Here is a 22,086-nt window from a genome sequence, read left to right on the forward strand (position 1 = left end):
CGCCCAGGCTATCCGACAGGTCAGACTTTCGATGAATGCCATTGCCCGCCGTTCCCTCGGCCTGCTGTTCGGCGCACTCTGCGTGCCACTCGCAGCCTTCGCTTCCCCCGCTCAACCCACTCACGAATTCAAACTGGACAACGGCCTCAAGGTCATCGTCCGTGAGGATCACCGCGCTCCGGTGGTGGTTTCGCAGATCTGGTACAAGGTCGGCTCCAGCTATGAGACGCCCGGTTCCACCGGCCTGTCCCATGCGCTGGAACACATGATGTTCAAGGGCAGCGGCAAGTTCGGCCCCGGCGAAGCCTCGCGCATCCTGCGCGAACTGGGCGCCGAGGAAAATGCCTTCACCAGCGACGACTACACCGCCTATTACCAGGTGCTGGCCAGCGACCGCCTGGGCGTGGCGCTGGAGCTGGAGGCCGACCGCCTGGCCAGCCTGAAGCTGCCAGCAGACGAGTTCGCCAAGGAAATCGAAGTGATCAAGGAAGAGCGCCGTCTGCGTACCGACGACCGCCCCTCTTCGCTGGCTTACGAGCGTTTCAAGGCCATGGCTTACCCTGCCAGCGGCTACAGCATCCCCACCATCGGCTGGATGGCCGACCTCGACCGCATGCACATCGACGAACTGCGTGCCTGGCACCAGAAGTGGTACGCACCGAACAATGCCACCCTGGTGGTGGTCGGTGACGTGACCGTGGATGAGGTCAAGAACCAGGTACAGCGTTACTTCGGCGACATCTCGCGCGGTGAGGTGCCCACTGCCAAACTGCCGCTGGAACTGGCTGCGCCGGGCGAACGCCGCACCACGCTGCACCTCAAGACACAGTTGCCGAGCCTGATCATGGGCTTCAACGTGCCGGGCCTGGCCACCGCCGAAACACCACGCCAGGTCTATGCCCTGCGCCTGGCCGCCGCGCTGCTCGACGGCGGCTTCAGCGCTCGCCTGTCCACCCGCCTGGAACGTGGCGAAGAGCTCGTCTCCGGCGCCAGCGCCTGGTACAACGCCTTCACCCGTGGCGACAGCCTGTTCATCCTCTCGGCCACGCCCAACGTGCAGAAAGGCAAGACCCTGGAGCAGGCCGAAGCCGGTCTGTGGCGCGAGCTGGAAGAGCTGAAGAAAGCCCCGCCGTCCGCCGCCGAACTGGCCCGCGTACGCGCCCAGGTCATCGCCGGCCTGGTGTTCGAGCGCGACTCGATCACCAGCCAGGCCACCAGCATCGGCCAACTGGAAACCGTCGGCCTGTCCTGGCAACTGACCGATCAGGAGCTGGCCGAGCTGGAGGCCGTGACCCCAGCCGACATCCAGCAGGCTGCCCGTACCTTCTTCGTTCGCGACCGTCTGAGCGTCGCCCACGTACTGCCCGAAGAGTCCCGCAATGAGGAGTCCCGCCCATGAAGACTGAGCAACGCCGCCTGGGCCTGCTCGGCCTGATCCTGTCCAGCGCCCTGGCACTGGGCGCCTGCGCCAACCTGTCCGACAGCACCCTGACTGGCGATGCCGCCAAGCTGCAGTCGCTGGCTGCACTCGACGGCAAGGCGCCAACGCGCCGCACCCTGGATATCCAGACCTGGCAGACCGCGCAAGGCGCCAAGGTGCTGTTCGTCGAAGCCCATGAGCTGCCGATGTTCGACCTGCGCCTGACCTTCGCCGCCGGCAGCAGCCAGGACGGCGGCGTGCCAGGCCTGGCCACCCTGACCAACGCCATGCTCAACGAAGGCGTACCGGGCAAGGACGTTGGCGCCATCGCCGCCGGATTCGAGGGGCTCGGTGCCGAGTTCGGCAACGGCGCCTACCGCGACATGGCGGTGGCCAGCCTGCGCAGCCTGAGCGCGCAGGAGCAACGTAAGCCGGCACTGGCGCTGTTCGCCGAGGTGCTGGGCAGACCCACCTTCCCCGCCGACTCACTGGCACGGATCAAGAACCAGCTGCTGGCCGGCTTCGAGTTCCAGAAGCAGAACCCGGGCAAGCTGGCTAGCCTCGAGTTGTTCGAGCGCCTTTATGGTCAGCATCCTTACGCTCACCCGAGCGACGGCACGGCGCAGACGATCCCGGCCATCACCCGCCAGCAGTTGCAGGCTTTCCATGCCCGCGCCTATGCCGCCGGCAATGCGGTGATCGCGCTGGTTGGTGATCTGTCGCGCAGCGAAGCCGAGGCCATCGCCAATCAGGTATCCGCCGCCCTGCCGCAAGGCCCGGCCCTGGCCAAGATCGCCCAGCCGCAAGCGCCCAAACCGGGCATCAGCCATATCGAGTATCCGTCCAACCAGACCCACCTGATGATCGCCCAGCTCGGCATCGATAGGCGCGACCCGGACTACGCTGCGCTGTACCTGGGCAACCAGATCTTCGGCGGCGGCGGTTTCGGCACGCGCCTGATGAGCGAAGTGCGCGAGAAGCGCGGCCTGACCTATGGCGTCTACTCCGGCTTCAGCGCCATGCAGGCGCGTGGCCCATTCATGATCAACCTGCAGACCCGCGCCGAACTGAGCGAAGGCACCCTGGCGCTGGTCAAGCAGCTGCTCGCCGACTACCTGCATGACGGCCCCACCCAGCAGGAGCTGGACAACGCCAAGCGCGAGCTGGCCGGTAGCTTCCCACTGTCCACCGCAAGCAATGCCGCCATCGTCGGCCAACTTGCCTCGATGGGCTTCTACGATCTGCCGCTGAGCTATCTGGACGACTTCATGCGTGACGTGCAAAGCCTGAGCACCGAGCAGGTCAAGGCGGCGATGGCCAAACACCTCGATCCCGAGGCGCTGGTAGTGGTCACCGCCGGCCCGACGGTAGCGCAGAAGGAGCTGCCGCCGCCCACCGACCGCCCGGCCGAACTGCCCAGCGCGGTGCCCCACTGATGCGTGGTCGCACACCACCAAAACCGACCGCCAAGGCTCACGGCGGCCAGGGTCAATTGCGCATCATCGGCGGCGAGTGGCGGTCGCGGCGCTTTGCCTTCCCCGACGGGCCGGGCCTGCGCCCGACCCCGGACCGGGTGCGCGAGACGCTGTTCAACTGGTTGGCACCCTATGTCGAGGGCGCCCATGTGCTCGACCCTTTCGCCGGTAGCGGCGCGCTGCTGCTCGAAGCGCTGTCGCGCGGTGCTGCAAGCGGCCTGGCCTGCGACCTCAACCCCGCGTCGGTGGCCGCGCTGCGCGGGCATCTGACGACGCTGCAGTGCAGCGCCGGCGAGATTCAACTGGGCGACGCCCTGCAACTGCTGGCACGCCCGGCGCCGCGGCGCTTCGATATCGCCTTGCTCGACCCGCCGTTCCATAAGAATCTGCTGCAGGACGCCTGCAATCTGCTGGAAGCGCAGGGTTGGCTGAGCGACGACGCCTGGATCTATACCGAAAGCGAAACCGCGCCTTCGACGCTGGGTCTGCCCGGCAACTGGCGTCTGCACCGTGAAAAACATACCGGCCAGGTGCATTACGCGCTGTGGCAAAGAAGTTCATCGCAGGAGCCAGCGTAGTCCGGATGCAATTGGGAGCGCTGTCCCTGAATTTCATCCAGGCTACGTTTTGGATAGACCATACCCATGACGCCATTCCAACCCGCCTGGTGGCTCCCCGGCCCACATCTACAGACGCTGTGGAACCCCTTCTGCCGCAAGCCGCCGCAACTGGAACGGCAGCGCGAGCGGCTGTGGCTGGACGATGGCGATTTTCTCGACCTCGACTGGCACGGCCCGCATGACGCCCATGCGCCGCTGGTATTGGTGCTGCATGGCCTGACCGGCAGCTCTAGCTCGCTCTACGTGCTCGGCCTGCAACAGGCGCTGGCTGCACGCGGCTGGGCCAGCGTGGCGCTGAACTGGCGCGGCTGCTCCGGTGAGCCCAATCTGCTGCCGCGCGGCTACCACTCCGGTGCCAGCGAGGATCTGGCATCGGCCGTGGCCCACCTTCGCGCACAACGGCCGATGGCGCCGCTATTCGCCGTTGGCTATTCGCTGGGCGGCAATGTGCTGCTCAAGTACCTGGGTGAAAGCGGCGGGCAAAGCCAACTGCAAGGCGCAGTGGCGATCTCGGTGCCCTTTCGTCTGGATCAGTGCGCCGACCGTATCGGCCTGGGATTCTCGCGGGTGTATCAAGCGCACTTCATGCGCGAGATGGTCGCCTACGTGAACAACAAGCAGCGCCTGTTCAGCGAACAGGGGCAGAGCGAGCGCCTGTCGGTGCTGGAGCGCCTGGGCCCGCTGGACGGCATGCGCACCTTCTGGGACTTCGACGGGCGCATCACTGCGCCGCTGCACGGTTTCGCCGATGCCCACGACTACTACCGGCGCGCCTCCAGCCGCTTCTACCTGGGCGACATTCGCACGCGCACGCTGATCATCCAGGCCGAGGACGATCCCTTCATCTTCCGCCACAGCCTACCCGACGCCAGCGAACTGGCCCCCGGCACCGAGTTCGAGCTGCATGCCAAGGGCGGGCATGTCGGCTTCGTCGAGGGTACTCCGCGCCGGCCAGGTTATTACCTGGAACGGCGTATTCCGCAGTGGTTGGCAAGCCTCGGATAATCGCGGCTAAAGCCCCTCCCACGAATGCCGTGCGTGAGGTAATCACCCCAGCACCTGTTCCAGCGGCACATGCAGGCGGCCATACAGTGCCTCGACCGCATCGCGCGCGGAGGGTGCGATATAGCCGCCCTCCAGCGCCAGCACCTGGTAGATGCCGCGGCGCAGCATGTCCTGGCTGAGGTTGTCCGGGCTGGCGCCAGCCGTGCAGAGAAAGCGCACCCAGGAGGTCATGATGATCCAGGCGTTGAGCGTCAGCGCCTCGATCTGCGCCGGTGTCATCAACAGGATGCCGGCCTCGACGAAGCCTTGGTAGATCGACTGCGCCCCCACCAGGCAGCGCTGGGCGAAGGCGCGGTAACGCGCGGCCAGCTCGGCGTCCGACTCCAGCAGGTGCTCTAGGTCGCGGTGCAGGAAGCGGTAATGCCACATCGCCGCCAGCAGCGCCTCCAGATAGAAGGTCTTGTCCTCCACTGTCAGCGCGCGGCCCTCGGGGCGGCGCAGAAAGCTGTCGACCTGCGCTTCGTACTGGGCGAACAGCTCGGCGATGATCATCTGCTTGTTGCGGAAGTGGTAATACAGATTGCCCGGCGAAATGCCCAGGTGCGCGGCGATATGGTTGGTAGTGACGTTGCGCTCGCCCTGGCCGTTGAACAGGGCCAGGCTCTCGGCAACGATGCGGTCGCGGGTCTTGGGTGGCGCCATGACGCAGCTCGATCTCGACTTCAAAATTGGCAAAGGTACAGGCGAAACAGCCGAAGTGTTACCCCCCGATGCATCCCCCAGGCCCTGGCAGGCCTTTGGTTAGGGTGCGCCGGGGACGGCGTCGCGGCATCCTATTTGACACATTAGAGTAATTGCTCTAAAAATCCAGTTCAGCCCATGCAGCCCGCTGGAACGTCGAGGAGAAACCAATGGTCGCCGACATCGCCTACCTGCAGCAAAACCAACAGCAGATCAACCAGCTGGACGCCACCTTCGCCCTGCAGCGCACGGCCTTCGCCGCCAACCCGATGCCCTCGGCCGAACAACGCATCCAGTGGCTGAAATCCCTCAGCGAGCTGCTGACCGAGCAACAGGATGCGTTGATCACAGCGATCTCCGCCGACTTCAGCAATCGCTCGGCCGACGAGACCCTACTCGCCGAGCTGATGCCCAGCCTGCATGGCATCCATTACGCCAGCAAACGCATCAGAAAGTGGATGAAGCCTTCGCGGCGCAGCGTCGGCCTGCAGTTCATGCCCGCCGCAGCCAAGGTCATCTACCAGCCGCTGGGCGTGGTCGGCATCATCGTGCCGTGGAACTACCCGCTGTTTCTCGCCATCGGTCCTCTGACCGGCGCGCTGGCGGCCGGCAACCGGGTGATGATCAAGATGAGCGAGTCCACCCCGGCCACCTCGCAACTGATCAAGGATCTGCTGGCCCGCGTATTCCCCGAAGATCTGGTCAGCGTCGCCCTGGGCGAGGCGGAAGTCGGCATGGCCTTCTCCAAGCTGCCGTTCGACCACCTGCTGTTCACCGGCGCCACCAGCATCGGTAAGCATGTGATGCGCGCCGCCGCGGAAAACCTCACCCCGGTGACCCTAGAACTGGGCGGCAAGTCGCCAGCCATCGTTGCCGCCGACGTGCCGCTGGAGCACGCCGCCGAGCGCATCGCCTTCGGCAAGACCCTCAACGCCGGGCAGACCTGCGTGGCACCGGACTACGTGCTGGTCCCCAGGGATCGTGTCGAGGGTTTCGTCAGCGCCTACTGCGAGGTGGTGCAGCGTTTCTACCCGGCGCTCAAGGACAACCCCGACTACACCGCAATCATTAACGAGCGCCAGCTGGCCCGCCTCAACGGCTACCTGCAGGATGCCGAGGCCAAGGGCGCGCGCGTCGTCGCACTGTATCCCGAGGCCCAGGGCAGACGCCTGCCGCAAAGTCTGGTGCTCGACGTCAACGACGAGATGAAGCTGATGCAGGACGAGATTTTCGGCCCGCTGCTGCCGGTGGTGCCGTATGACCGACTGGAAGACGCCTTCGCCTACGTCAACGCGCGGCCCCGGCCGCTGGCGCTGTACTACTTCGGCTACGACAAGCGCGAGCAACAGCGCGTGCTGCACGAAACCCACTCCGGCGGCGTGTGCCTGAACGACACCCTGCTGCACGTGGCGCAGGACGACATGCCGTTCGGCGGCATCGGCCCCTCCGGCATGGGTCATTACCACGGCCACGAAGGCTTCCTGACCTTCAGCAAGGCCAAGGGCGTGTTCATCAAGCAGCGCTTCAACGCCGCGCGGCTGATCTACCCACCCTATGGCAAGGCGATCCAGAAGCTGGTCTACAAGCTGTTCGTACGCTGAACAACGCGGGCAGCGCCCGTTCTACGCCTGGTGATAAAAACAATGAACGACACCACCCTCAACGCGCCGCAGCTGTCGCGGCGCAACCTGCTCAAGGTCGGCCTGCTGGGCACGGCGCTGCTCGGCACCGCCGGGCTGACCGCCACCCTCAGCGGTTGCTCGGCCAGCACGCCGACCAACGGCTACCTGATCCTGCGCAGCAGTGACCTGCCCTTCCTGCGCGCACTGATCCCGGTGATGCTCGACGGCGCCGTCAGTGCCGAGCAGATGCCGCAGGCCATCGACGGCACGCTGAAGAGCCTCGACACCAGCCTGGCGCACCTGTCGCCGGAGATGCTCAAACTCACCGTGCAACTGTTCGACGTCCTCGCCCTGCCCATCACTCGCGGCCCGCTGACCGGTGTGTGGGGCAGCTGGGACAACGCCAGCGCCGATGACGTGCGCAACTTCCTCGCGCGCTGGCAAAACAGCAGCCTGAGCCTGCTGCGCATGGGCCACGCCTCGCTGCTGCAACTGGTGATGATGGCCTGGTACAGCCGCCAGGAAGCCTGGGCGCATTGCGGCTATCCGGGGCCGCCTACGGTCTGAAGACGTGTCGCGGATCCCGTAGGGTGCGCCGTGCGCACCGTAAAACAGGGTTGAGCCTCGGTGCGCGCAGCGCACCCTACCCACCCTGCCTCGCTCGCGGTGAATGACAAGAAGAGAGCCTGAAATGCCTGTACCCGATTTGTTCAAACAAGGCCTGGCCAGGGGCTGGAAGACATACGACGGTTCGCGTCTGGAAAACGACCTGACGCTGGAAGCCGATGTCGCCATCGTCGGCAGCGGCGCCGGTGGCGGCACCACGGCGGAAATCCTCAGCGCCGCCGGTTACAAGGTGCTGCTGATCGAGGAAGGTCCGCTCAAGACCAGTGACGACTTCAAGATGCGCGAGGCCGATGCCTACCCGACCCTCTATCAGGAAGGCATCGGCCGCATGAGCAAGGACGGCGCCATCACCATCCTGCAGGGCCGCGCCGTTGGTGGCACCACGCTGATCAACTGGACCAGCAGCTTCCGCACACCGCCGCAGACCCTGGCACACTGGGCCGAGGTGCACAGGGTGAAAGGCCACGACGTCGAGTCCATGGCGCCCTGGTTCGAGAAGATGGAGCAGCGCCTGGGCGTGGCGCCCTGGGCGGTGCCACCGAATGCCAACAACGAGGTGCTGCGCAGCGGTTGCGACAAGCTCGGCTATCACTGGGCGCCGATCCCGCGCAACGTGCGCGGCTGCTGGAACCTCGGTTATTGCGGCATGGGCTGTCCGACCAACGCCAAGCAGTCGATGCTGGTCACCACCATCCCCGCCACCCTCGACGCCGGCGGCGAGCTGCTCTACCTGGCGCGCGCCGACAAGCTGCTGATCGAAGGCGACCAGGTGGTCGGCATCGACTGCCTGGGCATGGACGAACGTTGCGTGGCGCCCAACGGCAAGCGCATCCGGGTCAAGGCGCGGCACTACGTGCTGGCCGGCGGCGGCATCAACACGCCCGGCATCCTGCTGCGCTCCAATGCGCCAGACCCGCACCAGCGTGTCGGCCGGCGCACCTACCTGCACCTGGTGAACTTCTCCGCGGCGCAGTTCGAGCAGGTCATCAACCCCTTCTACGGCGCGCCGCAGTCGGTCTACTCGGATCATTTCCAGTGGGACGACGGCGCCAGCGGGCGCCTCTCCTACAAGCTGGAAGTGCCGCCGCTGCAACCAGCGATGACCGCCACTCTGCTCGGTGATTTCGGCCGCGAGAATGCCTTGCGCATGGCGCAACTGCCGCACACCAACGTGATGCTCGCCCTGCTGCGCGACGGCTTCCATGAAGACAGCGCCGAAGGCTGCGTCGAGCTGCGCGGCGACGGCAGCCCGGTGCTCGACTACCAGATGACCGACTACACCTGGGACGGCGTGCGCCGCGCCTACCTGACCATGGCGGAAATCCAGTTCGCCGCCGGCGCCAAAGCGGTGATGCCAACCCATGCCGATGCACGTTATGTCGGCAGTTGGAAGGAGGCCCGGGACATGATCGAGAACCTCGACCTGGCGCTCTATCGCACACGTCTGGGCAGTGCTCACGTGATGGGCGGCTGCGCCATGGGCGAGGATACGCAGCAGGCGGTGGTCGACAGCCTGGGCCAGCACCATCACCTGGCCAACCTGTCGATCCATGACGGTTCGCTGTTCCCCACCAGCATCGGCGCCAACCCCCAACTGTCGATCTACGGCCTGACCGCCAAGCTTGCGACGCTGCTGGCCGAGCGCCTGAAAAGCCCGAGCTAGACGCCACTGTCCTGGCATGGCAGAACGCAACGCAGGCCGTGGCTTGGCCGCTGGCATGCGCTGCGCTACCATCCGACTCCTTTTCGACCCGCCAGGACGTCCCGATGAATCGAGTGTTATACCCCGGCACCTTCGACCCCATCACCAAGGGCCACGGTGATCTGGTCGAACGCGCCGCGCGCCTGTTCGATCACGTTATCATCGCCGTCGCCGCCAGCCCCAAGAAGAACCCTCTGTTTTCCCTGGAGCAACGCGTCGAGCTGGCCCGCGAGGTGACCAAGCACCTGCCCAACGTCGAAGTGGTGGGTTTTTCGTCGCTGCTGGCGCACTTCGTCAAGGAGCAGAACGCCAATGTCTTCCTGCGCGGACTGCGCGCAGTATCCGACTTCGAATATGAATTCCAGCTGGCCAACATGAACCGCCAACTGGCGCCGGATGTGGAAAGCCTGTTCCTCACGCCGTCGGAAAAGTATTCCTTCATTTCTTCGACCCTGGTGCGCGAGATTGCTGCCCTGGGCGGCGATATCACCAAGTTCGTCCACCCCGCCGTTGCCGACGCGCTGAACGAGCGTTTCCGCAAAAGCTAAGCAAGATCGACTTTTAGCAGGAGCCCCGCCCCGGGGCGAAGCTGGTCTGGCGCGCCCAAGATTCGCGGCGGGGCGCCGCTCCTACAGAGAGCGGCGCCTAACTGACCAGCCTCATGGCACAAGCCGCACCAATCCGGCACAATTTGCAGCATCAAAGCCCGTAAAGTGTCGAAGCCTGCGCTTCGACAGGAGTTGCCCCATGTCCCTGATCATCACCGACGATTGCATCAACTGCGACGTCTGCGAACCCGAGTGCCCCAACGGCGCCATTTCCCAGGGTGAGGAGATCTACGTGATCGACCCCAACCTGTGCACCGAATGCGTTGGCCACTACGATGAGCCGCAATGCCAGCAGGTGTGCCCGGTGGACTGCATCCCGCTCGACGAGAACAACGTCGAGAGCAAGGATGAGCTGATGCAGAAGTACCGCATCATCACCGGCAAGGTCTGACGCTTCCGAGGGGCCAGCGGCCTCCCGCTTTCTCCGCGCCCGTTGTGCCCCCCTTGCCCGAGCGAGGCTGTTAAGCTTCCAGCTTCCTTCAGCCGCCTCTGGTAGATCGCATGTTGCGCAAACTCCTGCTATCGACCCTGCTGCTCGGCGCCAGCCTGCTGGCCCATGCCGCCCCGCAACAACCCGCCATTGCCACCGCTCACCCCGCCGCCACAGCCGCTGCGCAGCAGATGCTCGACGCCGGCGGCAATGCCTTTGACGCCGCCGTCGCCGCCAGTGCGGCCCTGGCCGTGGTCGAGCCCTACGGCTCGGGCCTTGGCGGCGGCGGCTTCTTCCTGCTGCGCACTGCCGGCGATACACCAGGCTATGACTTCCTCGATGCCCGCGAACGCGCACCGCTGGAAGCCAAACCGAATCTCTATGTCCGCGATGGCAAGGTGCAGCGCGAGCTGTCGCTCAATGGCGCGCTGGCTGCCGCCATTCCGGGGTTGCCGGCAGCGTTGGTCGAGCTGGCCGAGAAGCACGGCCGCCTGCCGCTGAAAACCAGCCTGGCACCGGCGATTCGCCTGGCCAACGAGGGCTTCCCGGTCGATCGCGTCTACCGCGAGCGGGCGACCTGGCGCCTGGCTGCGCTGCGTGACGACGCCGAAAGCGCCAAGCTCTTTCTCGACCAGGGCGAAATCCCCGCCGAAGGCCATATGCTGCGCCAGCCCGACCTCGCCACCTCCCTGCAGGCGCTGGCCGAACATGGCCGCGCGGGCTTCTATACCGGCCCGGTGGCCGAACGTCTGGTCACGGGAGTACGTCACGCCGGTGGCATCTGGACGCTCGATGATCTGCGCGAATACCGTATCGCCCGCCGTGAGCCGCTGCGCTTCGCCCTCGAAGACGGCCGCGAGCTGATCAGTGCCCCACCACCCTCGGCCGGTGGCATCGCGCTGGCGCAGAGCCTGGCGATGTTGCAGCAACTGCCTTGGCGCGAGGCCGAGCCGGTGCAGCGTGTGCACTATGTGGTCGAGGCGCTGCGCCGTGCCTACCGTGACCGTGGCCTGCTCGGCGACCCGGACTTCGTCAAAAATCCAGTAGAGCAACTACTCTCGCCTGGACACCTGGCTGTACTGGCCGGCAGCATCGACCCCGAACGCGCCACACCCAGCACCAGCCTGCCGCCGGCCGGCACCTGGCACGAGGGCGACCACACCACCCACTTTGCCGTGCTCGATGCCGAGGGCAACGCGGTGGCCGCCACCCTGTCGATCAACCTGCCGTTTGGAGCGGCTTTCACCGTGCCCGGCACCGGCGTACTGCTCAATGACGAGATGGACGACTTCGCCGCCGACGTACAGGGCGCCAACGCCTACGGTCTGACCGGCAGCCAGGCCAATTCGATTGCCGGAGGCAAGCGGCCGCTGTCGTCGATGAGCCCCAGCTTTATCGAGAGCAGCGACGAATTCACCGCCTTCGGCACTCCCGGCGGTAGCCGTATCCCCAGCATGGTGTTGCTGTCGATGCTCGAGTACCTGGACGATCAGCCCATCGCGCGCTGGCCGGCGGTGGCGCGCTACCACCACCAGTTCCTGCCCGACGTGATCGAGCATGAGCCGGATACCTTCAACGATGAGCAGATCGCCGAGCTGCAACGGCGCGGCCATGAACTCAAGCGCCTGGACCGGCAGTACGGCAATCAGCAGGTACTGTTCTGGGACAAGGTCAGCGGCGAGGTGAAGGCCGCAAGCGATCCTCGCGGGATTGGTACGGCGACGCCTTGAAGCGCAGCGCCCAAATGTGGCCATAGCCCGTCAGAAGAAAGCCGGGGGTATCGAGGCCCACAAGCCCCGGATTTCATCCGGGCTACGTCTTGTGTCAGGAGAGCCGGATCAGGCTCTCCTGCTCCTCACCGAACTTGCGCAATTCGCGGAACAGCGCCTGCTCGCTCCCCAGCATCAGCACGTTGCGCAGGCTCTGGAAGATGCGGCTGACATAGCCCAGGTCGTTCATCAGCGAGCTGGTCTGCAGGCCATCAAGGTGGCCGTCGCGTACCTCGGCGAACAGACGCTGACGAAACCGCGCATCGAAGCTCGCCGCCTGCTCATCCAACCAACGCAGGCGTGACTGCCACATTTCGTCAGGCATGTCCGAGCGTGCCAGCTCACGCACCTCATGCAAGGTGGCGAGCAAATGGCGACGCAGTTCCACATAGGCATCGCGCACCGCCGAGGGTGGTGCGTCCAGATAATGGCCAAGGTTCTTCTGCAGGTGCTTGGCGTCCTTGACCGCATCCACCAGTTGCAGCGCCGCCAACTGGCAACTGACCCAGAACTGCTGATGCGCTTCATCCATAGGCAGCTCCATGCGCCCCATGAAGCTCAGCAGATCGCCATACACCCCCTTGATATGGAATTGGTACAAGTGCTCCGCGTCGAAGCCGCCCTGCGTGGGCTTGGCCTGCAGCAGTTGCTCATCCGCGTGAGCGCGCGCCAACTGATCAACCGGCAGATAGAGTGCATGGCAGATCACCTCCAAGCTCAAGCGACCCAGGTGCCCCAACTCCTGCACCACCGCGCCGGAAGCGGCATCCACCGAATCCAAGGCGCGCTCATTGAGGTAGCGCGCACGAGTTCGCTCGGGCTCGGCGACTTTCTCGCTCGCCAGTTCGGTGATCAGTACCTGTGGCTCGCTACGTTCCGGCAGCCAGCGGATCAACAGCAACGCCAGGCGCCCCTGCAGCGGCCAGAACAGCGCGACGCCCATGGCATTGAACAGGGTGTGGAACATCGCCAGCTGAATAAGGCTGTTCTCACCCAGGCCCATCGGTTCGGCCAAGGTGTGAACCAACCATGTCAGTGGGCCGAGCAGACAGAAGGCGAGCGTGCCGGTGGTGATATTGAACAGCACATGGGCCAGAGCCAGACGCTGACCGCTACGATTGCCGCCCAGCGAGCCGACGAAAGCGGTGGTCACGCTGCTGCCGATGTTTGAGCCAATGGCGATGGCCAGACTCTGACTCAGCTCCAACTGGCCGCCCGCCAGCGCCGCCAGGGTCAGCATCAGCGTGGCGTGGCTGGACTGCAACACTACGGTTATCGCCATGCCGATGGCGGTGAACAGCAGCGCCCCGCGCCAGCCGCCCTCCTGATAGCCGGTCATGTCCAAGCCGTCGCCGAAGCTGGCGAAGCCGTCCTTGATCTGATCGATGCCGAGGAAGATGAAGGCGATGCCCAGCACGATGCGTCCGGCCGCCTTGCTCCTGGGGCCGAAAAAGCCGGCCAGCACACCGAACACCAGCAATGGCAAGGCCAACGGGCTGAGGCTGAGATTCTGCCCCGCCAGCGCCAGCAACCAGATACCGCTGGTGGCGCCGAGGTTGGCGCCGAACAGAATGGCGATGCCGCCCGCCAGCTGAATCAGCCCGGTGCTGATGAAGGCGATGGTCAGCAGCGACACCAGGGTGCTGGACTGCAACAGCAAGGTGCCGCCAACGCCGAACAACAGACTCTTGAAGGCAGTGGACGTGCTGCGCCCGAGTATCTGCTCCAGCTTGCTGCCAGCCAGTTGGCGCAAGCCCTCTTCCAGGCACTGCATGCCGAACAGGAAGATCGCCAGCCCGGCGCAGAGTTGCAGCCAGCCCTGGCTGAACCAGAACGAGGCGATCAGCCCCATTACCACCAGCAGCACCATCACCCAGCGCAGGTACTTCATCACCACCGCTTCTTCCTTTTCTCGGCGTTCAAACGCAAACGGCCCCTCGCCTTCATGGAGAGGCGAGAGGCCGCGACAAACGGATTACAGCGAATCAGTCTTGCTTGTAGCCGCTGCTGGTGCAGCCCAGGCAGCGTACGAAGGCTTCTTTGCCCGGCGCTACCACGAGGGACTGCGCTGCCTCGCCGACGTTGCCACCCAGCGCGGTGAATGGCAGGCTGACGATGAAGGCTGCAGCACCGATCGCAGTGGCGCCGATCAGCAGGGGGCGGGCGATGACCAGATCACCAATCATGGCATAGCCCTTGGGCGCCTCGACGGTGTACAACGGATCACCGCTGGCGTTCTGCTGAACCACTTCCGCTTGCGCCGATAGCGCCAGCAGGCCAGAGGTCAGCGCCAGGACAACGGCGGAAGTGCGGAACGCTTTCATGGATCGATCCTTCAGATTATTCGGGAAAGTGCCAGTAACTATAACAGCGCATTGATAATTGTCAGCGTGACGGACGTCAATCGCCGTGAAAGGCATATTCCGGCTTTTTCGGCACGTATGGACGAAAGAATGCCAGCATGGCCGCCAGGTCGGCTTGCTCGTCACCAGTTGGCTGGAAGGTCGGACCGATCACCACCCGTCGATTCTGGTAATCCAGCGCACCCAGCACTATGGGTACACCCGCGCCCAGCGCGATATGGTAGAAGCCCATCTTCCAGCGCTCGACCTTCTTGCGCGTGCCTTCGGGCGACAGCACCAGAATGAACTCGTCATGCTCGCGAAAGGCCTGAATGGCCTGTTCGACGGTGTTCAACTTGCGGTCCCGGCGAATCGCGATGCCGCCCCAACTGCGCATGAGGCCGCCGAAGGGCCAGCGAAAGATGCTGTGCTTGCCGAACCAGCGGGCGTTGAGGCGCAGTACGAACTTCAGCGCAATGAAGATCACGAAGTCCCAATTGGACGTGTGGTGGGCGCCGATGGCGACGAACTTGTCGAGCTTGGGCAACTCGCCCTCGATACGCCAGCCCATGAGCTTCAGCACGCTGCGCCCCAGCCATTCGGCGGCCGGATTGCGTGGCAGGTAGTTACCGGACATCGATCAACCTCGGTGTTTCTTATTCTTTTGGCAGTGTGGTCTTGCTCAACGCTGGCACTTGGGACAGTAGACACTCGCGCGCTGTCCCAACTTCACCTCACGCAACGTAGTGCCGCAGACCTTGCAGAACTCGCCGCCGCGACCATAGGCGAACAGTTCCTGCTGGAAGTAGCCGGGCTGGCCATCCCCGCCGACGAAGTCGCGCAAGGTGGTGCCGCCACGCTCGATGGCATGAGCGAGGATGCGTTTGATCTCCTCGGCCAGGCGCAGGTAGCGCGCCCGCGAGATCGAACCGGCCTCACGGCGCGGATCGATACCGGCGGCGAACAGCGCTTCGGTGGCGTAGATATTGCCCACGCCGACGACCACGGCGTTATCCATGATGAAGGGTTTGACCGCCATGCTGCGCCCGCGCGACATCTGGAACAGGCGCTCACCCTCGAACAATCCGCCCAACGGCTCAGGGCCGAGCTTGCTGAGCAGTTCGTGGCGCAGCGGGTCTTCGCTCCATAGCAGCGCGCCGAAACGCCGAGGATCGGTGTAACGCAGGGCCAGGCCCGATTCCAGCTCGATATCCACATGCTCATGCTTGGCTGCGGCCAGGCCACACTCGACCAGACGCAGGCTGCCAGACATACCCAGATGACTGATCAGACTGCCGACTTCGGCCTTGATCAGCAGGTACTTGGCGCGGCGCTCGACGCACTCGATTCGCTGGCCGGACAGGCGCACGTCCAGGTCTTCTGGGATGGGCCAGCGCAGACGGCGCTCACGCACGATCACGCGGCTGACGCGCTGACCTTCAAGATAGGGGGCAATACCACGGCGGGTAGTTTCGACTTCGGGTAATTCAGGCATGGCAATACGACAGGAAAACGGCGGTGCGCCACCTTAGCAGGAGCTACGCAACAAGCGGTAGGGTAAGCCGCCTGCCCGCTCAGTTGCACGGCGGCGCATCCCCACGAAGACTCAAAGCACCGCTAGATCGCGGATGCTTTCGCGCAGGTTCTCGAAGTCATACTCCGACAACCCCAGATACTCGAGAATCGGCTGCGCGATGTGCTGCCACTCCATGTCGATGGCCTGCCCGCCCTGCACGCGATGCGTCTCGCAGATATGCTCGGCCATCTTGAGAATGCCCAGCAGCGTCTTCAACTGAGCGTCACGCCCCGAGTCATCGCTGAAGATCGACAAGGCGTTGTGGTGGTTGGCGATGACCTCGCAGAGGTGCTCCGGCAGGCGCCAGGAGCGCGCGGTGAAATAGCCGACCACGGCATGATTGGTGGTCAGCAGACGGTTCTCGGTATCGACCACGCGGCGCTCGTCACTGGCACTGGCATAGGCTTCCTCCAGCACCTGCATGTAGTTGGGAAAGCGCTTGAGCATCAGCGGAATGCCGCAGTCGTGGAACAGCCCAAGGCTGTAGGCTTCGTCGGGCGAGTGATAACCGAGGCGCTTGGCCAGGGTCAGGCAGGTCATCGCCACGTCCTGGGCACTGTCCCAGAAGCGGTTGAGCACCAGAATCGCTTCGTCGGTCAGTTCGCCTTTGATCGACTGCGCATTGATCAGGTTGATCACGGTGTTGCAGCCCATCAGATTGACCGCCTGCTGGATCGAAGCAATGCGGTTGACCAGGCCGAAGTGTGGCGAGTTGACGATCTTCAGCAGCGCGCCGGACAGCCCCGGGTCCTGACTGATCAGCTTGGCGATGCTGCGCAGATCGGGGTTGGGCATGATCTGTTCCATCTGCAGATCGACCATGATCTGTGGTTGCGGCGGTACGCTGATCCCCTGCAGGACTTGCTGGATCTGTTCGGCGGTAAGTTCGTAGGTCATGAAAGAGGGATCGTGCAGGGTGAGAAGTAGCGCACAGTCTAGCCAAAGCACAGGCCAGCCCGCAGTCGACTTTTGTAACCGCCGGCCCCGCGTGCAAACCGCTATAATCCCGCTCTTTTCCCCGCGGAGCCCGAACTCATGTCTTCCCTGCCCAGTCTGCGCCTGAAAGCCAACGCCGACCGACGCCTGCGCGCCGGCCACCTGTGGGTGTACAGCAACGAGATCGATGTCGCCGCCACCCCGCTGCATGGTTTTGCCGCCGGTGACCAGGCTGTTCTCGAAGCCGCCGGCGGCAAGCCGCTGGGCATCGTCGCCATGAGTCCGAACAACCTGATCTGCGCGCGCCTGCTGTCACGCGACGTCAAGCACGTGCTGGACAAATCCCTGCTGGTGCACCGCCTCAACGTCTGCCTGTCGTTGCGCGAACGCCTGTTCGACAAGTCCTGCTACCGCCTGGTGTATGGCGACTCCGATCTGCTGCCGGGGCTGGTGGTCGACCGCTTCTTCGACATTCTGGTGGTGCAGCTGGCTTCGGCCACCATGGAGGCGCACAAGGACGACGTGCTCGCCGCGCTGATCCAGGTGTGCAAGCCCAGCGGCATCCTGTTCAAGAACGACTCCAGCGCGCGCGACGCCGAAGGCCTCGAGCGCTATGTGGCGACCGCCTACGGCGAGGTGCCGGAGTGGGTAGCACTGGAAGAGAACGGGGTGAAATTCGAAGCCCCGGTGATCGAGGGGCAGAAGACCGGCTGGTTCTACGACCACCGCATGAACCGCGCACGCCTGGCGCCCTACGTCAAAGGCAAACGCGTGCTCGACCTGTTCAGCTACATCGGCGGCTGGGGTGTGCAGGCTGCAGCGTTCGGCGCCAGCGAAGTGTTTTGCGTGGACGCCTCCGGCTTCGCCCTCGACGGCGTGGAGCGCAACGCCACGCTCAACGGTTTCGCCGAAAAGGTCACCTGCGTGGAAGGTGACGTGTTCGCCGCCCTGCGCGAACTGAAGTCCGCCGAAGAGCGCTTTGACGTGGTGATCGCCGACCCACCCGCCTTCATCAAGCGCAAGAAGGACATCAAGAACGGCGAAGCGGCCTACCGACGCCTTAACGAAACCGCCATGCGCCTGCTGAACAAGGACGGCATCCTGGTCAGCGCCAGCTGCTCCATGCACCTGGAAGAGGACAACCTGCAGAACATTCTGCTGACCAGCGCCCGCCATCTGGATCGCAACATTCAACTACTCGAGCGCGGCGCCCAGGGCCCGGATCACCCGGTGCACCCGGCGATCAACGAGACCCGCTACATCAAAAGCCTGACCATGCGTCTGCTGCCCAACAGTTGAGCAACCTGCACCTGCCGAGTGCGTTTCGGCAGGTGCCTCTTTCCCCCTCTCGCTGTTACCTCCCCCCACACCCGCCTCGCATCTCGCCCAGCATCGACTAGGCTTCAACCTGCATAGCTGAGCGCTATCAGCCGACCACCGGTTAACTGGCTTGCTTATTGCTTTTGGCTATCAACATAACGAACGCTCCCCACGAAGGGGGCGAATCGACTCAGAAGTTGGAGCCTTGGCCACGAGCTGACTCCATATTGCCGATAGCGGGGAGGACTATGACTGCGCAAGCTGGGAACGACGCGTTCCTGCGATTCACCAACGTCAAGAAGACCTACGATCACAAGACCCTGGTGGTCAAGGACTTCAACCTCAACGTGGCCAAGGGCGAATTCATCACCCTGCTCGGCCCCTCAGGCTCAGGCAAGACCACCTGCCTGATGATGCTCGCCGGCTTCGAGGACGTGACCAGCGGCGAGATCCTGATCAACGGCCGCAACGTCACCAGCATCGCCCCCTACGCTCGCAACATCGGCATGGTCTTCCAGCAGTACGCGCTGTTCCCGCACATGACCATCCGCGAGAACCTGGCCTACCCACTGAAAATCCGCAAATTGCCCAAGGACGAGATTCGCGCCAAGGTCGAGGAGTATCTCGCCCTGGTCGAACTGCAGGCCTTCGGCGGCCGTTACCCCGCCCAGCTTTCCGGCGGCCAGCGCCAGCGCGTGGCCCTGGCCCGCGCGCTGATCTTCGCCCCGGACATCGTGCTGATGGACGAGCCGCTCGGCGCACTGGACAAGAAACTGCGCGAGCAGATGCAGTTCGAGATCAAGCGCCTGCATGAGCAGCTCGGCTTCACCGTGATCTACGTGACCCACGACCAGACTGAAGCGCTGACCATGAGCGACCGCATCGCCGTGTTCAACAACGGCGTGGTGCAGCAATGCGCCGCGCCGCACGTGCTCTACGAACGCCCAGCCAACATGTTCGTCGCCGACTTCATCGGCGAGAGCAACAAGCTGCCCGGCGTGATCGAGGCGGTCGAGGCTGATCGCGTCCAGGTGCGCCTCGACGATGGCGGCCTGGTCAGCACGCTGAAAGCCAATTGCACCGAAGTCGGCCAGGCCACCACGGTGTCGGTACGCCCGGAAAAGCTCAACTTCACCGACCGCCTTGGCGACGCCGGCAACCAGGTCAAGGCCCGCTTCGTCACCCGCCACTACGTCGGAGAATACATTCGCTACCACTTCGAAACCGCCAGCGGCAGCGAGCTGGTGGTGAAGAATCTGAACGACAGTTCAGCCCCGCAACTCAGCGCTCAGGAAGAGATCGCCCTCGCCTGGCTGCCGGAAGACAGCCAGGCCCTGGACCGATCAGAAGTGCCGAAGACGCTCTGACCCCACAACTAGTAGAAGCAAATGGAGCACAGCAATGGCTAGATCACTGACTACCAGCTTTTCCACCTTCGCCCTGGTGGCGGCATTGGGACTCACAGCGGGCAACGCCACAGCCCAGGACAGCCTCACCGTGGTGTCCTGGGGCGGCGCCTATGGCGCGGCGCAGAAAAAACACGTCATCGACCCCTACCAGGCAGAGTCCGGCGTCAAGGTATTGTTCGAGGATTACTCGGGCGGCGTCGCCGAGATCAAGGCCCAGGTCGAATCTGGCAACATTCAGTGGGACGTGGTCGACTTCGAAGTGATCGACCTCGAGCGCGCCTGCTCCGAAGGCCTGCTGGAAACCCTCGACCACAGCGTGCTGCCGGCCGGCATCGACGGCACCCCGGCCGCCCAGGACTTTATCCCCGAAGCCCTGGCCAGCGAGTGCGCGGTGGGCAATATCGTCTGGTCGGTAGTATTCGCCTACAACCAGAACACCATCGGCGGTACCAAGGCTGCCAGCATTGGCGACTTTTTCGACACCGCCAAGATCCCTGGCAAGCGCGCCATGCGCAAACGCCCACAGGTGAACATGGAATGGGCACTGATGGCCGACGGCGTCGCGCCTGAGGAAGTCTACGAAGTACTGGCCACCCCGGAAGGCCAGCAACGCGCCTTCGACAAGCTGGCCAGCATCAAGAAGGACATCGTCTGGTTCGACTCCTGGTCGCAGGCGCCACAACTGCTCAATGACGGCGGCGCGGTGCTGGTGCAATCGGCCAACGGCCGCTTCTACGACGCCATCGTGCAGGAGAAGAAACCCTTCGAAATCGTCTGGGATGGCCACGTCTACGACCTCGACGCCTGGGCCATCGTCAAGGGCACCAAGAAGAAGGACCTGGCCATGGAGTTCATCAAGTACGCCACCGGCTCCAAGCCCCTGGCCGGCATGCCGGACGTGGCCTACGGCCCGACCCGCAAGTCGTCCATGCCGCTGGCTGACCAGAGCGCGACGCCGCACCTGCCGACCGCTCACCTGGACAAAGGCATCCAGGCCGGCTCCGAGTTCTGGGCTGACTATGGCGAGTCGCTGGGCGAGAAATTCAACGAGTGGCTGTTGAAGTAAACGCCATCAGCTCCCCTCTCCCACTTGTGGGAGAGGGGTTGGGGGAGAGGGTATCGGCCTCACCAGATCCCCTTGATTGCGCTCGGCGGGTTACGCCGCGCCCATCACTCGCATCGCCTATCTGGCCAGGCGTCATGCGCGGCTAACCCGCCTTACAACGGATCGGAGTCATACCTTGTCATCCCTGACCACCAGCGAAGCCGGCCAAGCCGCCAGCGCCCGTCGCAAGAAACGCCTCGCCGCCTTTCTCTTCGTGGTGCCGCTGCTGCTGTTCATCATCGTCACCTTCGTCGCCCCGATTGGCAGCATGCTGTGGCGCAGCGTGTATCACCCGACCGTGGCCGAGCTGATTCCGCAAACCCTGGCCGAGCTCGAACGCTGGGAAGATCACAAACAACTGCCGGACGAAAAGACCCTGCAGGTATTCGTCAGCGAACTGCACGCGCTCAACGAGCAGCGCCTGTCCGGCAAGCTGTCCGAAGAGTTCAACCGCGCCTATACCGGCATGTCCAGTGTGGTCAAAGCCACCGCGCGGCGCATCGGCCGGATGGATGCCGAAGCGCTGTCCTCCGAGGGGGTCGAAGCCCTGCTCGCCAGCCATCGCAACTGGAGCAAGCCCGAGCTGTGGTACGCCATCGAGCGCGCCGGCAAGGTCTACACCTACGACTACTACCTGACGGCCCTGGACCTGGAGATGCACCCCGACGATGGCATCCAGGTGCGCCAGGACACGCAGATCTACCTGCAGCTGTATTCCAAGACCCTGAACATGGCGCTGGTCATCACCCTGCTCTGCGCCCTGCTCGGCTACCCGCTGGCCTACTACCTCGCCGGCCTGCCATCGAACCGCGCCAACCTGCTGCTGGTGCTGGTGCTGCTGCCGTTCTGGACCTCGCTGCTGGTGCGCACCACCTCATGGATCGCGCTGCTGCAGACCAATGGCGTGATCAATTCCACGCTCATGGGCATCGGCCTGATCAGTCAGCCCTTCGAGATGCTCTACACCTCGTTCGCCACCGTGGTGGCGATGACCCACATCCTGCTGCCGTTCATGATTCTGCCGCTGTACAGCGTGATGCGCGGCATCGACCCCAGCTACATGCGTGCAGCACTCAGCCTCGGCGACAAACCGATCCCGGCGTTCGCCCGTATCTACTTCCCGATGACGTTGCCCGGGCTCAGCGCCGGGGCGCTGCTGGTGTTCATCATCTCCGTGGGCTACTACATCACCCCGGCACTGGTCGGAGGTACCGACGGACAGATGATCAGCAACATCATCGCCTTCCACATGCAGCGCTCGAACAACTGGGAGCTGGCCGCCGCGCTGGGCTCGCTGCTGCTCGGGCTGATCCTGTTGCTGTACTGGGTGTACGACCGCTTCGTCGGCGCCAGCAACATCAAGTTGGGATGACGAGACA

General features: G+C 64.2%; 20 protein-coding genes. 14 read left to right on the forward strand and 6 right to left on the reverse strand.

From position 1 onward, the window contains the following. Positions 1 to 31 precede the first annotated feature (31 nt). The 4 genes from BM186_RS19160 (at position 32) to BM186_RS19175 (ending at position 4,520) form a co-directional block, all read left to right on the forward strand. Entirely contained in the window at positions 32 to 1,399 is a 1,368-nt protein-coding gene (locus tag BM186_RS19160) for a M16 family metallopeptidase (protein ID WP_072424899.1), read from the forward strand. Continuing rightward, positions 1,396 to 2,856, forward strand: a complete 1,461-nt coding sequence (locus BM186_RS19165; protein ID WP_074917455.1) for a M16 family metallopeptidase — start codon at positions 1,396 to 1,398, stop codon at positions 2,854 to 2,856. The genes BM186_RS19160 and BM186_RS19165 overlap by 4 nt, the downstream gene beginning before the upstream one ends. After that, positions 2,856 to 3,473 (forward strand): 16S rRNA (guanine(966)-N(2))-methyltransferase RsmD, encoded by a 618-nt coding sequence (gene rsmD, locus BM186_RS19170; RefSeq protein ID WP_074917457.1) that lies wholly within the window; start codon positions 2,856 to 2,858, stop codon positions 3,471 to 3,473. The genes BM186_RS19165 and rsmD overlap by 1 nt, the downstream gene beginning before the upstream one ends. 66 nt (positions 3,474 to 3,539) lie before the next feature. Continuing rightward, positions 3,540 to 4,520, forward strand: a complete 981-nt coding sequence (locus BM186_RS19175; protein WP_074917459.1) for a hydrolase — start codon at positions 3,540 to 3,542, stop codon at positions 4,518 to 4,520. Between the two features lie 42 nt (positions 4,521 to 4,562). On the opposite strand, the gene BM186_RS19180 is transcribed toward BM186_RS19175, so the two are convergent. Next, positions 4,563 to 5,222, reverse strand: a complete 660-nt coding sequence (locus BM186_RS19180; RefSeq protein ID WP_074917461.1) for a TetR/AcrR family transcriptional regulator — start codon at positions 5,220 to 5,222, stop codon at positions 4,563 to 4,565. A gap of 209 nt (positions 5,223 to 5,431) precedes the next feature. Between BM186_RS19180 and BM186_RS19185 the strand changes: the two genes are divergently transcribed. The 6 genes from BM186_RS19185 to ggt all read left to right on the forward strand — a co-directional run bounded on the left by BM186_RS19185 (position 5,432) and on the right by ggt (position 11,980). Further along, the gene (locus BM186_RS19185; protein ID WP_074917463.1) at positions 5,432 to 6,862 is read left to right on the forward strand and encodes a coniferyl aldehyde dehydrogenase; all 1,431 of its coding nucleotides are present in this window, start codon (positions 5,432 to 5,434) and stop codon (positions 6,860 to 6,862) included. 42 nt (positions 6,863 to 6,904) lie between these two features. Beyond that, positions 6,905 to 7,450, forward strand: coding sequence for a twin-arginine translocation pathway signal protein (locus BM186_RS19190; protein WP_074917464.1), 546 nt, complete (start codon positions 6,905 to 6,907; stop codon positions 7,448 to 7,450). A 124-nt stretch (positions 7,451 to 7,574) separates the two neighbouring features. Further along, positions 7,575 to 9,173 (forward strand): GMC family oxidoreductase, encoded by a 1,599-nt coding sequence (locus BM186_RS19195; RefSeq protein WP_074917466.1) that lies wholly within the window; start codon positions 7,575 to 7,577, stop codon positions 9,171 to 9,173. Between the two features lie 104 nt (positions 9,174 to 9,277). Beyond that, entirely contained in the window at positions 9,278 to 9,760 is a 483-nt protein-coding gene (coaD, locus tag BM186_RS19200; protein ID WP_017675875.1) for a pantetheine-phosphate adenylyltransferase, read from the forward strand. Between the two features lie 199 nt (positions 9,761 to 9,959). Next, the gene (locus BM186_RS19205; protein WP_074917468.1) at positions 9,960 to 10,211 is read left to right on the forward strand and encodes a YfhL family 4Fe-4S dicluster ferredoxin; all 252 of its coding nucleotides are present in this window, start codon (positions 9,960 to 9,962) and stop codon (positions 10,209 to 10,211) included. A 110-nt stretch (positions 10,212 to 10,321) separates the two neighbouring features. Further along, positions 10,322 to 11,980 (forward strand): gamma-glutamyltransferase, encoded by a 1,659-nt coding sequence (gene ggt, locus BM186_RS19210; protein ID WP_074917470.1) that lies wholly within the window; start codon positions 10,322 to 10,324, stop codon positions 11,978 to 11,980. Positions 11,981 to 12,074: 94 nt separating this feature from the next. On the opposite strand, the gene BM186_RS19215 is transcribed toward ggt, so the two are convergent. From BM186_RS19215 to BM186_RS19235, 5 genes are all read right to left on the reverse strand, one after another. After that, positions 12,075 to 13,910 carry a Na/Pi cotransporter family protein gene (locus BM186_RS19215; protein WP_074917472.1) on the reverse strand — a complete coding sequence of 612 codons (1,836 nt, stop codon included), beginning with the start codon at positions 13,908 to 13,910 and terminating at the stop codon, positions 12,075 to 12,077. 94 nt (positions 13,911 to 14,004) lie between these two features. Beyond that, positions 14,005 to 14,343, reverse strand: a complete 339-nt coding sequence (locus BM186_RS19220) for a multidrug transporter (protein ID WP_072424888.1) — start codon at positions 14,341 to 14,343, stop codon at positions 14,005 to 14,007. 76 nt (positions 14,344 to 14,419) lie between these two features. Then, complete coding sequence (locus tag BM186_RS19225) at positions 14,420 to 14,998, reverse strand: lysophospholipid acyltransferase family protein (RefSeq protein WP_074917474.1); 579 nt, start codon at positions 14,996 to 14,998, stop codon at positions 14,420 to 14,422. A gap of 45 nt (positions 14,999 to 15,043) precedes the next feature. Next, a complete protein-coding gene (gene mutM, locus BM186_RS19230) occupies positions 15,044 to 15,856 on the reverse strand; it encodes a bifunctional DNA-formamidopyrimidine glycosylase/DNA-(apurinic or apyrimidinic site) lyase (protein ID WP_072424886.1) in 813 nt (270 codons plus the stop codon). Positions 15,857 to 15,967: 111 nt separating this feature from the next. Next, positions 15,968 to 16,834: an HDOD domain-containing protein gene (locus BM186_RS19235; RefSeq protein WP_072424885.1), complete on the reverse strand. Its 867-nt coding sequence runs from the start codon at positions 16,832 to 16,834 to the stop codon at positions 15,968 to 15,970. Positions 16,835 to 16,972: 138 nt separating this feature from the next. Between BM186_RS19235 and BM186_RS19240 the strand changes: the two genes are divergently transcribed. From BM186_RS19240 to BM186_RS19255, 4 genes are all read left to right on the forward strand, one after another. Then, the gene (locus BM186_RS19240; protein WP_074917476.1) at positions 16,973 to 18,172 is read left to right on the forward strand and encodes a class I SAM-dependent rRNA methyltransferase; all 1,200 of its coding nucleotides are present in this window, start codon (positions 16,973 to 16,975) and stop codon (positions 18,170 to 18,172) included. A gap of 269 nt (positions 18,173 to 18,441) precedes the next feature. Continuing rightward, on the forward strand, positions 18,442 to 19,560 hold the full coding sequence (locus BM186_RS19245; protein ID WP_072424883.1) for an ABC transporter ATP-binding protein: 1,119 nt from the start codon (positions 18,442 to 18,444) through the stop codon (positions 19,558 to 19,560). Between the two features lie 34 nt (positions 19,561 to 19,594). Further along, positions 19,595 to 20,668 carry an ABC transporter substrate-binding protein gene (locus tag BM186_RS19250; RefSeq protein WP_074917478.1) on the forward strand — a complete coding sequence of 358 codons (1,074 nt, stop codon included), beginning with the start codon at positions 19,595 to 19,597 and terminating at the stop codon, positions 20,666 to 20,668. 175 nt (positions 20,669 to 20,843) lie between these two features. After that, positions 20,844 to 22,079 carry an ABC transporter permease gene (locus BM186_RS19255; protein ID WP_074917480.1) on the forward strand — a complete coding sequence of 412 codons (1,236 nt, stop codon included), beginning with the start codon at positions 20,844 to 20,846 and terminating at the stop codon, positions 22,077 to 22,079. The last annotated feature ends 7 nt before the right edge of the window (positions 22,080 to 22,086 follow it).

The organism is Ectopseudomonas toyotomiensis, from assembly GCF_900115695.1.
Taxonomy (GTDB): domain Bacteria; phylum Pseudomonadota; class Gammaproteobacteria; order Pseudomonadales; family Pseudomonadaceae; genus Aquipseudomonas; species Aquipseudomonas toyotomiensis.

Coding starts and splice junctions, on each gene's coding strand:
- BM186_RS19235 (WP_072424885.1), bottom strand. CDS start 16,834: ATGACCTACGAACTTACCGCCGAACAGATCCAGCAAGTCCTGCAGGGG.
- ggt (WP_074917470.1), top strand. CDS start 10,322: ATGTTGCGCAAACTCCTGCTATCGACCCTGCTGCTCGGCGCCAGCCTG.
- BM186_RS19245 (WP_072424883.1), top strand. CDS start 18,442: ATGACTGCGCAAGCTGGGAACGACGCGTTCCTGCGATTCACCAACGTC.
- rsmD (WP_074917457.1), top strand. CDS start 2,856: ATGCGTGGTCGCACACCACCAAAACCGACCGCCAAGGCTCACGGCGGC.
- BM186_RS19190 (WP_074917464.1), top strand. CDS start 6,905: ATGAACGACACCACCCTCAACGCGCCGCAGCTGTCGCGGCGCAACCTG.
- BM186_RS19205 (WP_074917468.1), top strand. CDS start 9,960: ATGTCCCTGATCATCACCGACGATTGCATCAACTGCGACGTCTGCGAA.
- BM186_RS19240 (WP_074917476.1), top strand. CDS start 16,973: ATGTCTTCCCTGCCCAGTCTGCGCCTGAAAGCCAACGCCGACCGACGC.
- coaD (WP_017675875.1), top strand. CDS start 9,278: ATGAATCGAGTGTTATACCCCGGCACCTTCGACCCCATCACCAAGGGC.
- BM186_RS19185 (WP_074917463.1), top strand. CDS start 5,432: ATGGTCGCCGACATCGCCTACCTGCAGCAAAACCAACAGCAGATCAAC.
- BM186_RS19165 (WP_074917455.1), top strand. CDS start 1,396: ATGAAGACTGAGCAACGCCGCCTGGGCCTGCTCGGCCTGATCCTGTCC.
- BM186_RS19215 (WP_074917472.1), bottom strand. CDS start 13,910: ATGAAGTACCTGCGCTGGGTGATGGTGCTGCTGGTGGTAATGGGGCTG.
- BM186_RS19225 (WP_074917474.1), bottom strand. CDS start 14,998: ATGTCCGGTAACTACCTGCCACGCAATCCGGCCGCCGAATGGCTGGGG.
- BM186_RS19180 (WP_074917461.1), bottom strand. CDS start 5,222: ATGGCGCCACCCAAGACCCGCGACCGCATCGTTGCCGAGAGCCTGGCC.
- mutM (WP_072424886.1), bottom strand. CDS start 15,856: ATGCCTGAATTACCCGAAGTCGAAACTACCCGCCGTGGTATTGCCCCC.
- BM186_RS19195 (WP_074917466.1), top strand. CDS start 7,575: ATGCCTGTACCCGATTTGTTCAAACAAGGCCTGGCCAGGGGCTGGAAG.
- BM186_RS19175 (WP_074917459.1), top strand. CDS start 3,540: ATGACGCCATTCCAACCCGCCTGGTGGCTCCCCGGCCCACATCTACAG.
- BM186_RS19220 (WP_072424888.1), bottom strand. CDS start 14,343: ATGAAAGCGTTCCGCACTTCCGCCGTTGTCCTGGCGCTGACCTCTGGC.
- BM186_RS19160 (WP_072424899.1), top strand. CDS start 32: ATGAATGCCATTGCCCGCCGTTCCCTCGGCCTGCTGTTCGGCGCACTC.
- BM186_RS19250 (WP_074917478.1), top strand. CDS start 19,595: ATGGCTAGATCACTGACTACCAGCTTTTCCACCTTCGCCCTGGTGGCG.